The sequence below is a fragment of the Mycobacterium sp. NPDC050551 genome (assembly GCF_040674075.1).
Lineage (GTDB): Bacteria > Actinomycetota > Actinomycetes > Mycobacteriales > Mycobacteriaceae > Mycobacterium.
The window spans coordinates 14,331-28,984 of the sequence record NZ_JBFARC010000008.1 but is presented as its reverse complement, the minus strand read 5'-3'; the positions used below and the strand labels follow the sequence as shown (position 1 = coordinate 28,984).

Genomic DNA, 14,654 nt, shown 5'->3' with positions numbered 1-14,654 from the left:
GATCAGCGGTCCTGCTGCATCGTGGCCCACAGGCCCGCGGCGTGGAGTTTGGACACGTCGACCTCCATCGACTCGCGACTGCCCGCCGACACCACCGCCTTGCCCTCGTTGTGCACCTGCAGCATCAGCTTGGTGGCGTGCGGCTCGTCGTAGCCGAACAGCTTCTGCAGAACGTAGGTCACGTACGTCATCAGGTTGACGGGGTCGTCCCACACGATGGTCACCCACGGGGTGTCGGTGGCCGCTCCGGTCGCGACGTCACGCTCCTCGCGAGTTCCCGGTCGGGCCTTCGCCGGCGTCACCATGCCCGCAAGGATACCGATGTGGTGGATCCGCCTCGCCGACCACTACCGTGGCAGCTGTGACGGCCGCGCTGCTGACCGACAAGTACGAGTTGACGATGCTGGCCGCCGCGCTGCGCGACGGCACCGCCCACCGGCGCACCACGTTCGAGGTCTTCGCCCGGAGGCTGCCCGAAGGCCGCCGCTACGGGGTGGTGGCCGGCACCGCGCGGTTCGTGGAATTGCTGGCGCAGTTCACCTTCGACGATGCGGCGTTGGAGTCGGTGTCGGAGTTCCTCGACGCCGACACGCTGTCCTATCTGTCGTCCTACCGCTTCGGCGGCGACGTCGAGGGCTATGCCGAGGGTGAGTTGTACTTCCCCGGTTCTCCTGTGCTGTCGGTGCACGGCACCTTCGCCGAGTGCGTGATCCTCGAGACGCTGGCGCTCTCCGTGTTCAACCACGACAGCGCCATCGCCTCAGCCGCGGCCCGGATGGTCAGCGCCGCCGAGGGCCGCCCGCTGATCGAGATGGGTTCGCGGCGCACCCACGAGCAGGCGGCGGTCGCCGCGGCGCGCGCCGCGTACCTCGCCGGCTTCAGTGGCACGTCGAACCTGGAGGCGCAGCGCCGCCACGGTGTGCCCGCCCTCGGCACCAGCGCACACGCCTTCACCCTGCTGCACACCACCGCGGACGGGCCCGACGAGGCGGCCGCCTTCCGGGCGCAGGTCGACGCCCTCGGCGTGGACACCACGCTGCTGGTCGACACCTACGACATCACCGCCGGGGTGGCCACCGCCGTAGAGGTGGCCGGCACGGCGCTGGGCGGGGTGCGCATCGACTCCGGCGAGCTCGGCGTGCTGGTGCGCCAGGTCCGCGAGCAGCTCGACGGACTCGGCGCCACCGGAACCAGGATCGTGGTCTCCAGCGACCTCGACGAATTCGCCATCGCCGCGCTGCGCGCCGAGCCGGTCGACAGCTACGGCGTCGGCACGTCGGTGGTGACGGGGTCGGGCGCACCCACGGCCGGCATGGTCTACAAGCTCGTCGAGGTCGACGGTCTGCCGGTGGCGAAACGCAGCAGCCACAAGGAGTCCCACGGCGGACGCAAGCAGGCGCTACGGCTCGCCAAGCCGTCGGGCACCATCGTCGAGGAAGTGGTGCACCCGGCGGGCAGGCCGCCCGCGGATCACGACGGCCTGGAGTCCAGCCCGCTGACCGTCGAGCTGGTGCGCGCCGGGCAGCCCGTCGGCGACCCCGGGCTGGATGCCGGCCGCAGCCTGGTGGCCGCCGGTCTGGGCAGCCTGCCGTGGGACGGTCTCAAGCTCTCCCGGGGCGAGCCCGCGATCCCGACCCGCATGGCCTAGGAGGAATCACGGGCGCCGACGCACACGCCACCGGCACACGGGCCGTCGACGACGTCACGGCTCTGCTGGACGCCGCGGTGGCCGCCGTGGGCGGCGCACGCCGCGACGGGCAGGTCGAGATGGCGCAGGCCGTGGCGCGGGCCTTCGAGACGGGCGAGCACCTTGCCGTGCAGGCGGGTACCGGTACCGGCAAGTCGCTGGCCTACCTGGTGCCGGCGATCGCCAGGGCGGTCGCGGCGGAGGAGCCGGTGGTCGTGTCGACCGCGACGATCGCGCTGCAGCGCCAGCTGGTGGACCGCGACCTGCCCCGGCTGGCGGACGCACTCGCGGGCGCACTCCCCCGCAGGCCCACGTTCGCACTCCTCAAGGGGCGGGGAAACTATCTGTGCCTGAACAAGATCCACAACGGGTCGACGGGTTCGACCGAACCGGAGGACCGGCCGCAGGACGAGCTGTTCGACGCCGTCGCCGCCACCGCACTGGGCCGTGACGTCAAGCGGCTCACCGCATGGTCGTCGGACACCGAGACCGGTGATCGCGACGAGCTGAAACCCGGTGTACCGGACCGCTCGTGGAGCCAGGTCAGCGTCTCTGCGCGCGAGTGCATCGGGGTCGCGCGGTGCCCGTTCGGCACCGACTGCTTCGCCGAACGGGCCCGCGACAAGGCCGGACACTCCGATGTGGTGGTCACCAACCATGCGCTGCTGGCCATCGACGCCATCTCCGACGCGGCGGTGCTGCCCGAGCACCGGCTGTTGATCGTCGACGAGGCCCACGACCTGGTGGACAGGGTGACGTCGGTGGCGACCGCGGAGCTGTCCGCGACGTCGCTGGGCATCGCCCACCGGCGGGCCGCGCGGTTGATCGACGCCGAACTCGCACAACGCCTGGAGGCCGCGGCCACCACCTTTGCCTCGGTCATCCACGACACCTCGCCGGGCCGGATGGACCGGCTCGACGACGAACTGGCCACTCATCTCACCGCGCTGCGTGACGCCGCACACCGCGCCCGCTCGGCGATCGACACCTCCCCCGCCGACCCGAAGGCGGCGGCGGCGCGATCCGAGGCGGCGACCGCACTGACCGACGTCGGCGACACCGCGTCACGCATCCTGGACTCCTTCGGCCCGGCGATCCCCGACCGCACCGACGTGGTGTGGCTCGACCATGAGGACAACCGCGGCAACGTGCGCGCGGTGCTGCGGGTGGCCCCGCTGTCGGTCGCCGGCCTGCTGCGCCTGAGGCTGTTCGAGCACTCGACGGCCGTGCTGACGTCGGCCACGCTGACCGTCGGTGGCAACTTCGAGGCCATGGCAGGCGCATGGGGACTCAAGGGCGGCGAAAAAGATGCCTCCGCCTCCCCCGAGTCGCTACGCTCCAGCCCACCGGCCTGGCGCGGCATCGACGTCGGATCACCGTTCCAACACGCCAAGACCGGGATCCTTTACGTCGCAGCGCATCTGCCCGCACCGGGCCGCGACGGCACCGGCTCGGCCGAACAGCTCGACGAGATCGCGGGACTGATCACCGCGGCGGGCGGGCGCACCCTCGGGCTGTTCTCGTCGATGCGTGCCGCCCGCGCCGCGGCGGAGATCATGCGCGACCGGCTCGACACACCGGTGTTGTGCCAGGGCGAGGACACCACGTCGGCGCTGGTGGAGCGCTTCGCGGCGGACGCGGCCACGTCACTGTTCGGCACGCTGTCACTGTGGCAGGGCGTCGACGTGCCCGGGCCCTCGCTGTCACTGGTGCTCATCGACCGCATCCCGTTCCCACGGCCCGACGACCCCCTGCTGACCGCGCGCCAGCGCGCCGTCACCGCCCACGGCGGCAACGGGTTCATGGCGGTCTCGGCCAGCCACGCCGCCCTGCTGCTGGCCCAGGGCGCCGGCCGGTTGCTGCGCGGTACCGAGGACCGCGGCGTGGTGGCGGTGCTGGACTCCCGGATGGCGACGGCACGCTACAGCGGCTACCTGCGGGCGTCGCTGCCGCCGTTCTGGGCCACCACCGACAGCGCACGGGTGCGCGGTGCGCTGGAACGGCTGCGGGATCAGGCGTAGCCGACCCAGCCGCGAAAGGTGAACGCCGAGTAGAACTGCACGACGTCGGTGAAGCCCGCGTCCCGCAGAATGGCCTCGTCCTGCTCCGGCGTCAGTATCGGAACGTCGGATTCGACTGTGGCGCGGGCGCGTTCGGTGATCTCCCGGCTGATGCCCGAGTCGTGTGCATATTCGGCGTAGCGGGACAACCACATCGCGCGTTCGTCGGCGTTGCGCTGCGGAAGGCTCATGTGAGCCACGACGAAGGGCGCCCCGGGAGCCAGCCGGCGGCGCACCTCCGCGGCGGTGCGGCGGCGTTCGTCGGGCCCCAGGAAGTGCAGCGTCAGGAAGCTCGTCGCGGCGTCGAAGGGCCCGTTCGGTGCGTCGTCGATGTAGCCCTCGTGCAGCCGGGCGCGGGACGCCAACGGCCCCAGGGTCTTCTCGGCCAGGTCGAGCATCGGCCGCGCCGGGTCGACACCGTCGAAGGTCCACCCCGGCCGCGCCTCGGCCAACGCCTTGATCTCCAGGCCGCCGCCCGCTCCGAGCACCAGCACCCGCGCCCGCTCGGGCGCCCGTTCGGAGATGAGGATCGCCGCCAGGCGGTGGATCTCCCGGTACCCCGGCACGAATCGCGGCGGGTTGTCGGCGTAGTCGTCGGCGAACTGCAACTGGTGGAACACGCTCGTGTCGTCGCTCATCCGGCCAGTCTCGGCAGGAACCGTCAGCACGGCAACGAGAGTTGCCGTTCAGGCAAACGCCGTCAGACCTTCTTGGTGGTGCCGTACCAGGCCAGCACCGCGTCGGACTGATCGGTCGAGCGGGTCAGGAAGGCGTAGGAACGGATGAACGACTCACCGACGCAACCGTCGATCTTCACCCGGAAGTTGCTGATCATGACCCACGGGTCGGCGCCGGTGAACTCCTTCTTGGTGACCGGCACGATGTTGATGATGCCGGGCTTGAGACCGACCGTGACACCGCCGCCCAGGTTGCCGCCCAGCCCGGGGACGATGCCGTCCGGGATCGGCGAGATGAAGTCGGTGCCGATCACGCCGATCGACGGGTTGATGCCCGCCGTCGCGGTCAGCGAGACGCCGTTGGAGGTGCTCATGTCGATGCCGCAGCCGATCTCGTAGCCCACCTCGAGGGTGCCGTGCGGCGGTTCACCGTCGTCGGGTCCGGACAGCTCGCCGTCATAGGTGCCGCCCACGACGTACTCGCGCGAGGACAGCGCCGTGGTGAGCGGCGGAATGATCGCCTGCGTCTCGTCGCGCGCCGACAGTGTCAGCACCCAGTCGTCGGGGGTGGTGACGGTGGCCGGCGGCGTCGACTCGATGCGACCCGGATCGGGCGGCGGCGCACCCTCGGGGGGCGGCGCACCCTCCGCAGGCGGGGCGTCGGCGGCGACCGGCTGCGGTTCGGGTTCGGCGGCCGCCGTCGGCGTCAGCCCGCCCAGCGTCGCGCACACACATCCCGCCGCGGCCACCGCTGTGAGTGCCCGCCACCACCGTCCCCGATCCGTCACAGCGCCGAACCTACCGCGACCGACGTCACGGGTTTACGGATAGCCGCCAGATCGTCCGCAACGTCAGATCGGCAGCCGCAGCACGAACCCGGTCTCCAGCGCAATCCACGGCGCCCCGTCCGGACCGATCGCGAGCCCGTGCGGCTCGCTGCCGGGCGGCAGATCGATGGTGACCACCTCGCCGTCGCCGCTCACCCTGGCGATCTGGCTGGATCCCCACAGGCTCACCCACACCCCGTCGGAGGGGTCGGCGATCACCGCGTGCGGCTTGCCGGGCAGCTCGAGTTCCTCGATCGGCCCGTCCATCGGGATGCGGCCCAGTTTCTCGGCGAGGATCTCGGTGAACCACACCGCGTCGTCGTGGGTGGCGGCGATGCCGACCGGACCTGCGCCGCTGGTCGGCACCTCGCGCACCGTCAGGTCACCCGCCGGTTCGAGCCGGCCGACGGCGTTGCCCTGGTTGAGCGTGAACCACAGCGCACCGTCCGGACCGGCGGTGATCATCGCGGGGAAGCCGCCGAGCCCGGCCTCGCGGGTGACCTGGCCGTCGGTGGAGATGCGGCCGATCTCCCCGGATGTGGTCCCGGTGAACCACAGCGCACCGTCGGGGCCCGCGGTGATGCCGTACGGTCCGCTGTCGTCGGCCACCGGGTAGGAGGTCTGCTCCCCGTCGGTGGTGATCCGCCCGATCCGGTCGTCTCCGGTGCGGGTGAACCACATCGCGCCGTCCGGGCCCGCGGTGATCAGCGACGGTCTGGACCCGGGCCCGACGGGATACACCGTCACGTCGTCGTCCGGCCGGCCGTCCCCGCCGATCCGGGCGACGGCGCCGCCGTGTACGAGCGTCACCCAGATCGCCCGGTCCGGACCGGCTGCCAGGGCGTACGGCCCGCCCTCGAGTGCGACCTTCAGTGCTCGGCTCACGCCAGCGTGACGAGGCCGAGTTCGTTGTCCGCGGCCAGCAGCGGGTGGTGCGGCAGCACCCGCACCGTGTAGCCCACCGGCCCCGCCACCGGCAGCGGGGTGGTGGTGGAGAACACCTCGGTGCCGCCGTCGGCGGTTCCGGTGTGCGCCATCGCCACCGTCGCCGGGTCCTTCAGCGCATCGCTGTCGTCGACGCGACCCAGCACCGCCTGCACGGTGACCTCGTCGGGTCGCAGGCCGGCCAGCTGGACGTTGGCGGTCAGCGTGAGCTCGGAGCCCAGCAGCGGTGTGTCCGGCAGGCCGTAGCTGTCCACGTCGGTGATCTGGATCTTCGGCCATGCTTGGGCGGCACGCCGCCGGTAGTCGGCCAGCTCCCCGGCCGCACCGAAGGCCGTCCCGTTCACCGGCTCGACGGTCTTGCGCAGCGACCGGGCCGCGGGCGCGTAGTACTTCTCGGTGTAGTCGCGCACCATCCGCGACGCGAGCACCTTCGGCCCCAGCGCCTGCAGGGTGTGCCGGACCATCTCCACCCACCTGGTCGGCACCCCGTGCTCGTCGCGGTCGTAGAACTTCCGTGTCACCGACTTCTCGAGCAGGTCGTAGAGGGCGGCGGCCTCGAGGTCGTCCCGGCGGGTCTCGTCGGCCAGCCCGTCGGCAGTCGGGATCTCCCAACCGTTCTCGCCGTCATACCACTCGTCCCACCACCCGTCGCGGATCGACAGGTTGAGTCCGCCGTTGAGCGCACTCTTCATCCCCGACGTGCCGCACGCCTCCAGCGGCCGCAGCGGATTGTTCAGCCAGACGTCGCAGCCCCAGTACAGCTGCCGTGCCATCGACATGTCGTAGTCGGGCAGGAACGCGATGCGGTGCCGCACCTCGGGCCGGTCGGCGAACTTGACGATCTGCTGGATCAGCGCCTTGCCGCCGTCGTCGGCGGGGTGCGACTTGCCCGCCACGATCAGCTGGATCGGCCGCTCGGTGTCGAGCAGCAGCCGCTCGAGCCGGTCCGAGTCACGCAGCATCAACGTCAGCCGCTTGTAGGTCGGCACCCGGCGAGCGAACCCGATGGTGAGCGCATCCGGATCGAAAGCCGTGGCAATCCAGCCGAGTTCGGCATCGGAGGCACCGCGCTCCAGCCACGAGCGGCGCACCCGCGCCCGGACGTCCTCGACCAGAGCCCGTCGCAGCTTCGACCGGATCCACCACAGGTGGCTGGAGTCGACCTCCTGCAACCGCTGCCAGGTGTCGGGCTCGCGCAGCGAGTCGAGGTTGTCCGCGCCGAGCATCTCCCGACCCAGTTCGATCCACTCGGGCGCCGCCCAGGTCGGCGCGTGCACACCGTTGGTGATCGATCCGATGGGGACCTCGTTCGGGTCGAAGCCCGGCCACAGCTCGTTGAACATCTCGCGGCTGACCCGTCCGTGCAGCAGCGACACCCCGTTGGCGCGCTGGGCAAGCCGCAACCCCATGTGGGCCATGTTGAACTTCGCCGGGTCGTCCTCTTCCCCGAACGCGATCACCCGGTCCAGCGGAACCCCTGGCAGCAGCCGGGAGTTCGCGCCCGCCGGGGTGCCCGGCGCGCTGCCGAAGTAGCGCTTGACCATCTCGACGGGGAACCGGTCGATGCCCGCGGGCACCGGCGTGTGGGTGGTGAACACGGTGGAGGAGCGCACCACGGTGAGCGCGGTGTCGAAGTCCAGCCCGGCGTCGATCAACTCGCGGATGCGTTCGACGCCGAGGAATCCCGCGTGGCCTTCGTTCATGTGGAAGACCTCCGGCGAGGGCAGCCCTTCGACCTCGGTGTACGCCCGGATCGCCCGCACCCCGCCGATGCCGGCCAGTATCTCCTGCTTGATGCGGTGTTCCTGGTCGCCGCCGTAGAGCCGGTCGGTGGTGCCACGCAGGTCGTGGTCGTTCTCCGGGATGTCGGAATCGAGCAGCAGCAACGGGATCCGGCCGACCTGCGCGATCCACACCCGGGCCCGCAGCGGGTTGTCGTCGGGCAGCGCCAGCTCCACCAGCACCGGGTTGCCCGCCGCGTCGGTGAGCAGCCGCAGCGGCAGGCCCTGCGGGTCCAGCGACGGATAGTTCTCGCGCTGCCACCCGTCGGCGGTCAGCGACTGCCGGAAGTAGCCGGACCGGTAGTACAGGCCGACCGCGATGAGCGGCAGGCCGAGGTCGGACGCCGACTTGAGGTGATCGCCGGCGAGGATGCCCAGGCCGCCGGAGTAGTTCGGCAGCACCTCGGCGACACCGAACTCCATCGAGAAGTACGCGATGCCGTTGGGCAGCGCGGTGCCCTCGGAGACCTGCTGCTGGTACCACAGCGGGCGGGTCAGGTAGTCGTCCAGATCGGCGGCCAGCCCGTCGAGCCGGCGCAGGAAGGATTCGTCGACGGCGAGGGCGTCGAGACGTTTCGGGCTGACCCCGCCGAGCAGCGCCACCGGATCGCAGCCGAGCTGCCGCCACAGGTCCGGGTCGATGGCCTCGAACAGGTCCTGCGTGGGCTTGTCCCAGGACCAGCGCAGGTTGATGGACAGCCGTTCCAGCGCCGACAACCGATCCGGGAGATGGGCGCGGACAGTGAACCTTCTCAGGGCTTTCACGTGACTCAACCTTACTGACAAATCCGGGCGGCGCAGTCCGCTGCCCACATCCGATCGTGTTCGTTTGATTGGGCCGGACACTACGGTGGGTATAGGGCGCTCAGGGACTTCGCGGTGTCGGCATCAGACCACCGCGGCGTTCGTACGAGCTTTCTCGTACCTCGATCTCGAACATCCGCGGTCCCGGTGGCCGCGCCAGTGTGAGGAGCAGGTGGGTGGCCGGTCGTATCGGTATCGATGACGTCGCGCCCGTCGTGTCAAACGGCAGGTATCCGGCCAAGGCGGTCGTCGGCGAGGTGGTTCCGGTCCGGGCCACGGTGTGGCGCGAGGGCCACGACGCGGTGGCGGCGACCCTGGTGGTGCGCTATCACGGCACCAACTACCCCGACCTCGCCGAGGCACCGGCGGTCCGGGTCAGCCCGAGCGAACCCGTGCCGATCCAGGAGGTCGTCAACCCGCAGGCGAAGGTGCGGCCACAGGCCCTGCCGATGGCGCCGGGGCGCACACCCGACGTCTTCCACGGACAGTTCGTGCCCGACCGGGTGGGGTTGTGGACATACCGGGTGGACGGCTGGGGCGACCCGATCGCGACGTGGCGAAAAGCGGTCACCGCCAAGCTCGACGCCGGCCAGAGCGAAGCCGAGCTGGACAACGATCTGCTGATCGGCGCCAAGCTGCTGGACCGCGCGGCCACGGGTGTGCCGCGCCAGGACCGGTTCCCGCTGGCCGAGGCGGCGGCCCGGCTGCGCGAGCCGGGTGATCCGTTCACCCGTGCGGGCGCGGCCCTCGCCCCGGACCTGATGGAGATGCTCGCGGAATACCCGCTGCGCGAATTGGTCACCCGCGGTGAGCAATACGGCGTGTGGGTGGACCGGCCGCTGGCCCGGTTCAGCTCCTGGTACGAGTTGTTCCCGCGGTCCACCGGCGGCTGGGACAACCAGGGCCATCCGGTGCACGGGACGTTCGCCACCGCCACCAAGGCACTTCCCCGGGTGGCCAGGATGGGCTTCGACATCGTCTACCTGCCGCCCATCCACCCGATCGGCAAGGTGCACCGCAAGGGCCGCAACAACAGCGTGACGGCGGCCCCCGATGACGTGGGCTCGCCGTGGGCGATCGGCAGCGACGAGGGCGGCCACGACGCCGTGCATCCGGACCTCGGCACGATCGAGGACTTCGACGGGTTCGTCGCCGCCGCGCGCGACGAGGGCCTCGAGGTGGCACTCGACCTCGCCCTGCAGTGCGCCCCCGACCACCCCTGGGCCCGCGACCACCCGGAGTGGTTCACCGTGCTGCCCGACGGAACCATCGCGTACGCGGAGAACCCGCCGAAGAAGTACCAGGACATCTATCCGCTGAACTTCGACAACGACCCGGCCGGGCTCTACGAGGAAGTGCTCCGGGTGGTGCGGTACTGGGTGTCGCACGGCGTCAAGGTGTTCCGCGTCGACAACCCGCACACCAAGCCGCCGAACTTCTGGGCGTGGCTGATCGGCGAGGTCAAGCGCGAGGATCCCGACGTGCTGTTCCTCGCGGAGGCGTTCACCCGGCCGGCGCGGCTGCTCGGCCTGGCCAAGCTGGGCTTCACGCAGTCCTACACGTACTTCACCTGGCGCACCGCGAAATGGGAGCTCACCGAGTTCGGCCGGCAGATCGCCGAGCACGCCGACTACTGCAGGCAGAGCCTGTGGGTGAACACACCCGACATCCTGCACGAGAGCCTGCAGCACGGCGGGCCAGGCATGTTCGCCATCCGCGCTGTGCTGGCGGCGACGATGAGCTCCACCTGGGGCGTGTATTCGGGCTTCGAGCTCTTCGAACACCGCGCGGTCCGGGAGGGCAGCGAGGAGTACCTGAACTCGGAGAAGTACGAGCTGCGGCCCCGCGACTTCGAGGCGGCCCTCGCCGACGGCGAGTCGCTGGAGCCGTTCATCACCCGGCTCAACGAGATCCGCCGTGTGCACCCGGCGCTGCACGAGCTGCGCACCATCGCGTTCCACTACCCGGACAACGACGCGGTCATGGCCTACAGCAAGTTCGACCCGGTCACCGGTGACCAGGTGCTGGTGGTGGTGACGCTCAACCCGTTCGGGCCCGAGGAGGCCACCGTGTGGTTGGACATGGCCGCATTGGGAATGCAACCTTACGACCGCTTCTGGGTGCGCGACGAGATCAGCGGCGAGGAGTACCAGTGGGGTCAGTCGAACTACGTGCGGCTCGATCCCGCCAAGGCGGTGGCACACGTGTTCAACATGCCCCAGATACCGGCCGAACAACGACTCAACCTGCTTCGTAGGGAGTGATCGACACCATGGCTAAGGCCCCCGACGTGACCAACGAGGTCACCAGTCCGCATCTGCGGCCCCACACCGCGGACCTGAACCGCCTGCTGTCCGGCGAACACCACGACCCGCACTCGGTGCTCGGCGCGCACGAGTACGACGATCACACGGTGCTGCGCGCCTTCCGGCCGCACGCCCTCGAGGTGGTCGCGATCGTCGGCGGCGAACGGCACGCGTTCACCCACATCGAGGCCGGCCTGTTCGCGGTGGCGCTGCCCTTCACCGGACTGGTCGACTACCGGCTCGAGGTCAGCTACGACCACGGCGGCGAAACCCCGCACGTGCACCACACGGCCGACGCCTACCGGTTCCTGCCGACCCTCGGCGAGGTGGATCTGCACCTGTTCTCCGAGGGCCGCCACGAGCGGCTGTGGGAGGTGCTCGGCGCGCATCCGCGCAGCTTCACCACGGCCGACGGCGTGGTCGAGGGTGTCTCGTTCGCGGTGTGGGCGCCGAATGCCAAGGGCGTCAGCCTGATCGGCGATTTCAACCACTGGAACGGCACCGAGGCGCAGCTGCGGGTGCTGGGTTCGACGGGCGTGTGGGAGCTGTTCTGGCCCGACTTTCCCGCCGACGGGCTGTACAAGTTCCGGGTGCACGGCGCCGACGGCGTGGTCACCGAGCGGGCCGACCCGATGGCCTTCGCCACCGAGGTGCCTCCGCAGCGGGCTTCGCGTGTCACGCAGAGCCATTACACGTGGGCCGACGAGGACTGGATGGCGCGTCGCGCGCTGCGCAATCCGGTGTTCGAGCCGATGAGCACCTACGAGGTGCACCTCGGCTCGTGGCGGCCGGGCCTCAGTTACACCGAACTCGCCGACCAGCTCACGCAGTACGTCGTCGAGCAGGGCTTCACCCACGTCGAGATGCTGCCGGTCGCCGAGCATCCGTTCGGCGGCTCCTGGGGTTATCAGGTCACGTCGTACTACGCGCCGTCGTCGCGGTTCGGCAGTCCCGACGAGTTCCGGCACCTGGTCGACTCGCTGCACCGGGCCGGGATCGGCGTGATCGTGGACTGGGTGCCCGCCCACTTCCCGAAGGACGCGTGGGCGCTCGGCCGGTTCGACGGCACCGCGCTCTACGAACATGCCGACCCGCGCCGTGGTGAGCAGTTGGACTGGGGCACTTACGTTTTCGACTTCGGCCGGTCCGAGGTGCGCAACTTCCTGGTGGCCAACGCGCTGTACTGGCTGCAGGAGTATCACATCGACGGGCTGCGGGTCGACGCCGTGGCGTCGATGCTCTACCTGGACTACTCGCGCCCCGAAGGCGGCTGGACGCCCAACATCTACGGCGGCCGGGAGAACCTCGAGGCGGTGCAGTTCCTGCAGGAGATGAACGCCACGGTGCACAAGGTCGCGCCCGGCATCGTCACGATCGCCGAGGAGTCCACCTCATGGCCCGGCGTCACGCGGCCGACGAATCTCGGCGGCCTCGGCTTCTCGATGAAGTGGAACATGGGCTGGATGAACGACACGCTGGCGTTCATCAGCCGCGACCCGATCCACCGCAGCTACCACCACCACGAGATCACCTTCTCGATGATCTACGCGTTCAGCGAGAACTTCGTCCTGCCGATCAGCCACGACGAAGTGGTGCACGGCAAGGGGACGCTGTGGGGCCGGATGCCGGGCGACGACCACGCCAAGGCGGCGGGGATCCGCGGCCTGCTGGCCTACCAGTGGGCGCACCCGGGTAAGCAGTTGCTGTTCATGGGTCAGGAGTTCGGCCAGCGTGCCGAGTGGTCCGAAGAGCGCGGCGTTGACTGGTGGCAGCTCGACGAGCAGGGCTTCTCCGACGGCATCCTGCGGATGATGCGCGACATGAACGGCATCTACGGCAGCCGCCGGGCGCTGTGGTCGCGCGACACCACGCCGGAGGGCTACTCCTGGATCGACGCCAACGACTCGGCCAACAACGTGCTGAGCTTCCTGCGCTACGGCGATGACGGCTCGGTGATGGCCTGCGTGTTCAACTTCTCCGGCGCCGAGCACTCGAGGTACCGCCTCGGCCTGCCGCAGACCGGGACCTGGCGCGAGGTGCTCAACACCGACGCCGACGTGTACCACGGCTCAGGCATCGGCAACTTCGGCGCGGTGGAGGCCACCGACGATCCCTGGCACGGCCGCCCGGCATCCGCGGTGATGGTGCTGCCGCCTCTGGCCGCGCTGTGGTTCGAATACGAGCAACCCGAACTCGGGTCCGGCGACGTTCAGTAGAGCGCGTTGGCCAGCTTGCGCCGGCCGGCGATGACCTCGGGGTCGGCGGCGTCGAACAGGTCGAACAGTTCGATCAGCCGTGTGCGGACCTTGGTGCGGTCGTCGCCGGCGGTGCGCTTGACCAGCGCGATCAGCCGGTCGAACGCGGGCTCGACCTGCTGCTGCATGATCTGAACGTCGGCCGCGGCGAATGCCGCGTCGATGTCGTCGGGGGCGGCGTCGGCCGTTGTGACCGCGTCGGGATCGTGGGCGGTGGCGCGCTGCAGGAACACGATCTGGCGCACCGCGCCCTTGGCCTCCGGGTGATTCGGGGTGGCGGCCAGGATCGCCTGGTACGCCGAAAGGGCGGCGTCGAAGTCACCGGCGTCGAGGTGCTCGCGGGCCTGCGCGACCGCGGGGTCGACCTGTTCGGGCTGATCGGGATCGCCTGTGCCGGAGAGTTTTCCCGTGGTCGCCTCGAGCAGCGAGTCGATCCAGCCGCGCAACTGCTCTGCGGGCTGAGCACCCTGGAAGCTCGAGATCGGCTGCCCGCCTGCCAGTGCGACGACCGTGGGCACCGCCTGCACACCGAACATCTGCGCCACCCGCGGTGTGGTGTCGACGTTCACCAGGGCCAGCGACCACGTGCCGCCGTCGTCGGCCGCGAGCGCCGCGAGGGCCTCGCCGAGCGCGACGCTGGCGTCGCTGCGCGGCGTCCACAGCAGCACCACCACGGGCACCTGGCCGGACCGGACCAGCACCTCGGCTTCGAGGTTGGCCTCGGTGACCTCGGAGACGTGTGCGCCACCGGGGCCGCCGGACGAGGCGGCTTCGGTGGGTGCGGCGGCGCGCTGCTTGAGCGCCGAAAGGTCAACCGCACCGGCCAGTGCGGGCCCGACGGAAGGTCGTGGACGAGTCACGTGTCCAAGTCTGTCACGTCGTTTCCGACGCCGTCCGGCCCGGTTGCGGGATCGGCGCCGACCCCACCGCGGACGCGGTGACGGGCCCCATCCGGCCGGTGCGATCGGCCCATATGAGGAAGATCACAGTGGCCAGCGGCACGACGCTGGCCAGCAACGCCAGCAACCACGTCGTGACACCCCAGCGGAACGTCACGCCCGCCGCCACCGCCGCCACGACGAACCCGATGAAGATGCCGCCGTGGATGGGCCCGAAGATCTTCACGCCGATCTCGGTGCTCGGGCTGCCGACGTACTTGAAGTACATCCCGACCAGCAGACCGACCCAACTCACCGCCTCCAGCAGACCCACCAGACGCAGCCATCCGGCCACCGAGCGCAGATCGAGAGCACGTGTCATGGCCGCCATTGTGCCCGATCGGGGAGTCAGCTACTACACCCCGTCGTAGCGC

General features: G+C 70.2%; 11 protein-coding genes. 4 read left to right on the top strand and 7 right to left on the bottom strand.

All coding sequences use genetic code 11. The features are described from left to right. Positions 1 to 2: 2 nt before the first annotated feature. Positions 3 to 305: an ATP-dependent Clp protease adapter ClpS gene (clpS, locus tag AB0K11_RS26265; protein ID WP_364984285.1), complete on the bottom strand. Its 303-nt coding sequence runs from the start codon at positions 303 to 305 to the stop codon at positions 3 to 5. Positions 306 to 352: 47 nt separating this feature from the next. Here clpS and AB0K11_RS26260 point away from each other — a divergent pair, with 47 nt between their 5' ends. Both AB0K11_RS26260 and AB0K11_RS26255 read left to right on the top strand, forming a co-directional pair. Then, on the top strand, positions 353 to 1,648 hold the full coding sequence (locus tag AB0K11_RS26260) for a nicotinate phosphoribosyltransferase (RefSeq protein WP_364984283.1): 1,296 nt from the start codon (positions 353 to 355) through the stop codon (positions 1,646 to 1,648). Positions 1,649 to 1,710: 62 nt separating this feature from the next. Next, positions 1,711 to 3,708, top strand: coding sequence for an ATP-dependent DNA helicase (locus tag AB0K11_RS26255; RefSeq protein ID WP_364984806.1), 1,998 nt, complete (start codon positions 1,711 to 1,713; stop codon positions 3,706 to 3,708). Here the strand turns inward: AB0K11_RS26255 and AB0K11_RS26250 are convergent. The 4 genes from AB0K11_RS26250 to AB0K11_RS26235 all read right to left on the bottom strand — a co-directional run bounded on the left by AB0K11_RS26250 (position 3,699) and on the right by AB0K11_RS26235 (position 8,742). Next, complete coding sequence (locus tag AB0K11_RS26250; RefSeq protein ID WP_364984281.1) at positions 3,699 to 4,385, bottom strand: class I SAM-dependent methyltransferase; 687 nt, start codon at positions 4,383 to 4,385, stop codon at positions 3,699 to 3,701. The two genes, AB0K11_RS26255 and AB0K11_RS26250, sit on opposite strands and share 10 nt — an antisense overlap. A gap of 62 nt (positions 4,386 to 4,447) precedes the next feature. After that, complete coding sequence (locus AB0K11_RS26245) at positions 4,448 to 5,143, bottom strand: MspA family porin (protein WP_364984804.1); 696 nt, start codon at positions 5,141 to 5,143, stop codon at positions 4,448 to 4,450. A gap of 132 nt (positions 5,144 to 5,275) precedes the next feature. Continuing rightward, complete coding sequence (locus tag AB0K11_RS26240; RefSeq protein ID WP_364984279.1) at positions 5,276 to 6,136, bottom strand: virginiamycin B lyase; 861 nt, start codon at positions 6,134 to 6,136, stop codon at positions 5,276 to 5,278. Continuing rightward, positions 6,133 to 8,742, bottom strand: a complete 2,610-nt coding sequence (locus tag AB0K11_RS26235; protein ID WP_364984278.1) for a glycosyltransferase family 1 protein — start codon at positions 8,740 to 8,742, stop codon at positions 6,133 to 6,135. Before AB0K11_RS26235 ends, AB0K11_RS26240 begins: the two co-directional genes overlap by 4 nt. Before the next feature lie 215 nt (positions 8,743 to 8,957). On the opposite strand from AB0K11_RS26235, the gene AB0K11_RS26230 reads away from it, so the two are divergent. After that, positions 8,958 to 11,045 carry an alpha-1,4-glucan--maltose-1-phosphate maltosyltransferase gene (locus tag AB0K11_RS26230; RefSeq protein ID WP_364984276.1) on the top strand — a complete coding sequence of 696 codons (2,088 nt, stop codon included), beginning with the start codon at positions 8,958 to 8,960 and terminating at the stop codon, positions 11,043 to 11,045. Positions 11,046 to 11,053: 8 nt separating this feature from the next. Further along, positions 11,054 to 13,303 carry a 1,4-alpha-glucan branching protein GlgB gene (gene glgB, locus AB0K11_RS26225; RefSeq protein WP_364984274.1) on the top strand — a complete coding sequence of 750 codons (2,250 nt, stop codon included), beginning with the start codon at positions 11,054 to 11,056 and terminating at the stop codon, positions 13,301 to 13,303. Here the strand turns inward: glgB and AB0K11_RS26220 are convergent. Beyond that, positions 13,297 to 14,202, bottom strand: coding sequence for a tetratricopeptide repeat protein (locus tag AB0K11_RS26220; RefSeq protein ID WP_364984272.1), 906 nt, complete (start codon positions 14,200 to 14,202; stop codon positions 13,297 to 13,299). The genes glgB and AB0K11_RS26220 overlap by 7 nt on opposite strands. A gap of 13 nt (positions 14,203 to 14,215) precedes the next feature. After that, positions 14,216 to 14,611: a DUF3817 domain-containing protein gene (locus AB0K11_RS26215; protein WP_364984270.1), complete on the bottom strand. Its 396-nt coding sequence runs from the start codon at positions 14,609 to 14,611 to the stop codon at positions 14,216 to 14,218. Positions 14,612 to 14,654 lie beyond the last annotated feature (43 nt).